We start from the raw sequence: 3,258 nt of genomic DNA on the forward strand, positions 1-3,258 counted from the left end.
CGCTTAATAATTTCACTGTATAGCTCTTTATTTTCTTCGCGAATTATTTCAATTAATTTTTCATCGCTTAAATCAAACAGCTTCATATTAATATTAATACAATCCAAATCAAAAATTTATTTCAGTAGCAAGAATTTTTATCTTAAAATATCCTTAAAAGTATATTTTTTAATTTCGGTATTAGATAAACTAAAATCAAAAAATTCCTGCTCTGAAATTTTAGGATTAAAATATTTATTTATTACCTTTGCCACAAAACCATGAGTGATAATTATTATCTTAAAATATTTATTTTGTTTTTTAATTTCATCAAGACCGTAAAAAACTCTTTTTATTACTTCATTAATAGTTTCTCCGTTCGGCATTGCTTTATTAAAAATTCTAGTAATATTTTGTTTATATAAATCAAAATATCTATTTTTAGCTTCTTCTTTTGTTAACCCCTCATAAATGCCAACAGATCGTTCAATAAAATGATCGTCAATAATAATTTCACAATTATACTTTGATTTAATAAATTTCGCTGTTTCAATAGTTCGTTTTAAGGATGAACAGTAAATAACATCAAAATTTAAATTACTTGTTTTTTCAACAAGTTTCTTAGCTTGAGCGATTCCAGCTGAATTTAACGATATGTTTATCCTTCCTAAATATTTTTTATTTTTATTAAAATCAGTTTCGCCATGTCTAATTATATATAATTCAATCATATAATTTATTGTATAATAAAAAAATGAGGATGACAATTTTTTGCCATCCTCTTAAAATTAGTCATCCATCCAACGATACTGCTCTGGAAATGTCCAAAAAACCTTATTGACTAAAATTGAGTGAATTCTACGAGCCAAATCAGTTACGGAAAATTCCTTAGTATTAAGGATTGGATAAGGCAATTCTGCGGAAAAAACAATAAATTGCTCTATATTAATTAATTGGTTTTTAAGTTGGGCTATTTGTCCAACTATATCTTTTAAGCTAAATCCAAACTTTGCCCAAGAGATTAAAGCTTTTAAAATTTTTTTCTCAAAAATAAAAATCATTTTATTCAAAGTATCAAAATTTACCCGCTTATTAAAAGCTGATGCTTTTTTAATACCCCAAATTTGCCCCTGATAAGTTTTTTTAAGAAGATCAATCCATTCTACAGATACTGTTTTAAGAGACATATAAATAGCGGCTATGGACGGATTAACAAGATATTCATGGTAACCTTCAAAAGGATTATGCCAAATCAATCTATTTTCCGATACCATAATTTCTTGTATAGAAGTGCCATCAAAAATTCTTAAAGATTTTGATAAAGTCGGCATCAAGCCATAAGTCTCTAAAAAATTAATATCCTGTTCTAATGTTTCAATGGTCGTATATGGATTAAAGACCATAAATCCAGGAACAATATCAATGCCAACCTGCCGAAGTATATTGATTGACTGACAAATTGTCTGTAAAGATTCTCCCTTATGAAACAATCTCAATACATCAGGATTAACGCTTTCAATACCTATCAAAATCCGTTCAAATCCTGCCTGTCTCATCAGTTGTGCGATGCCTTTGTCAATATCGTTTGAGCGACAAAAGCCCATGAGATGTAAGTCATAAATTTTTCGACGAATTATCTCATTACAGATATCAACAACATGCTGACGACCACTTAATCCTGGTCCAAACAGATTCGGGTCATTGAATTTGAATACCCTTACTCCATATATTATTTTTAATTCTTCAATTTCATCCACTACATCAACTGGATTTCTTCCACGCCAATTTGAACCAATAGATGCCCTTTCAAAAGCTTGGTTACTACAAAATGTGCATATTCCATAGCAACCGCGACTTGCTAATATGGTGGCGTAATTGGTTTTTTCAAAACAAATCGAGAGTAAATCGCGACTTGGCCAAGGCAAAGAATCAATATTTACTTTAATAGCTGGTTGATTTATTTTAATTTGGCCATTTTGTCTAAAAGCAATATCTGAAAGATGCTCCAATCCATTACATTCCTTGATTGCTTTAACAAGATGCAAAAAAGTAATTTCACCATCGCCCAAAACAATCGAATCAATTGCTGGCGCTTCCTCAAGTATATATTTAGCGCTTAAAGTAGCAGTAAATCCGCCACAACAAATATGAGAAGCTACTCCATTATTGCGAAGTTCTTCAGCTATCAGTTTAACGGAAGGCAATGCTCTTTGCATCACAGAAAAACCAATAACTTTTGCTTTTTGCTTGACTATTTCGCAAACTGTTTGTTCAAGAGTTAACGCCGAGATATCGGCATCAAGTATTTTAACAACATATCCTTCTTTCTTAAGCATAGCCTCAATATACATTAGCCCCATAGGTTCTTTCGGATTATAATCAGGAATGCGTCCAGACTGATACATCGGAGGCAATACGAGAAGAGCGTCTATTCCATTCATTTTTTTTGCTCCTTATTATAAATTTATTACATACATTTTTATCATATCTGCTCTCAATAATATTTTTTCAAAGAACAACATTTTATTCCTCCTTTAATAATATTATTATTTAAATTTTAAAAAAAATCAAGCCAATTAGCTAAATTTTTATCAAAATAAAAAAACCAAAAAATTTTTGGTTTCTAAAATTTTCTCGCGTATCCTTTCATACTTTAAAGTATGAAAGGATGTGTCTGATATAAAAATTTAATATTCTTCGCATTTGATTTGATAATAACTTTGCGGATGGTCGCAAGAAGGACATTTTAAAGGGGCTTGATTTCCTTGATGAACATAACCGCATTCTCTGCAAACCCAAGTTGTTTCTTTATCTTTTTTAAATATGGTTCCAGCTTCAAGTTGCGCTAATAATTTTTTATATCTTTCTTCATGATGTTCTTCTGCTTTGGCAATTGAACGCAATCTTTGCGCGATATTTGTTAATCCTTCTTCTTCCGCGATTTTGGCAAACTCTGGGTACATTTCTGAATGTTCATAATTTTCGCCAGCAATAGACGCTTTTAAATTTTCTACTGTATTTTCATAAACTGTCGGAGCTGTTGCTTCTACTTTTATTTCATTCAAATTTTCTCCTATTTTTTCTTTAAGCTCCTGAATATGTTCAAACAGCCTTTTCGCGTGAACTTTTTCCTGTTCAGCTGTTTCTAAAAAAATTGACGCAATTTGTTCATACCCTTCTTTTTTTGCCACTTTAGCGTAAAAAGTGTAGCGATTTCTTGCTTGTGATTCGCCAATAAACGCTTTTGTTAAATTTTGAATTGTTTTTTGCATATAATTT

At 30.6% G+C, this 3,258-nt stretch carries 3 protein-coding genes; all 3 read right to left on the reverse strand.

Annotated features, from left to right (window positions below; translation table 11 throughout):
* Window positions 1-137: 137 nt before the first annotated feature.
* A complete protein-coding gene (locus U9O55_02510; GenBank protein MEA2088686.1) occupies window positions 138-710 on the reverse strand; it encodes a histidine phosphatase family protein in 573 nt (190 codons plus the stop codon).
* Window positions 711-767: 57 nt separating this feature from the next.
* Window positions 768-2,420: a radical SAM protein gene (locus U9O55_02515; GenBank protein ID MEA2088687.1), complete on the reverse strand. Its 1,653-nt coding sequence runs from the start codon at window positions 2,418-2,420 to the stop codon at window positions 768-770.
* A gap of 246 nt (window positions 2,421-2,666) precedes the next feature.
* Complete coding sequence (locus tag U9O55_02520) at window positions 2,667-3,251, reverse strand: rubrerythrin family protein (GenBank protein ID MEA2088688.1); 585 nt, start codon at window positions 3,249-3,251, stop codon at window positions 2,667-2,669.
* Window positions 3,252-3,258 lie beyond the last annotated feature (7 nt).

The sequence above is a fragment of the Patescibacteria group bacterium genome (assembly GCA_034660655.1).
Taxonomy (GTDB): Bacteria; Patescibacteriota; Patescibacteriia; order JAACEG01; family JAACEG01; genus JAACEG01.

Bases quoted from the DNA above. Each gene is read 5' to 3' on its own strand.
- U9O55_02510 (MEA2088686.1), bottom strand. From the start codon at position 710: ATGATTGAATTATATATAATTAGACATGGCGAAACTGATTTTAATAAA.
- U9O55_02515 (MEA2088687.1), bottom strand. From the start codon at position 2,420: ATGAATGGAATAGACGCTCTTCTCGTATTGCCTCCGATGTATCAGTCT.
- U9O55_02520 (MEA2088688.1), bottom strand. From the start codon at position 3,251: ATGCAAAAAACAATTCAAAATTTAACAAAAGCGTTTATTGGCGAATCA.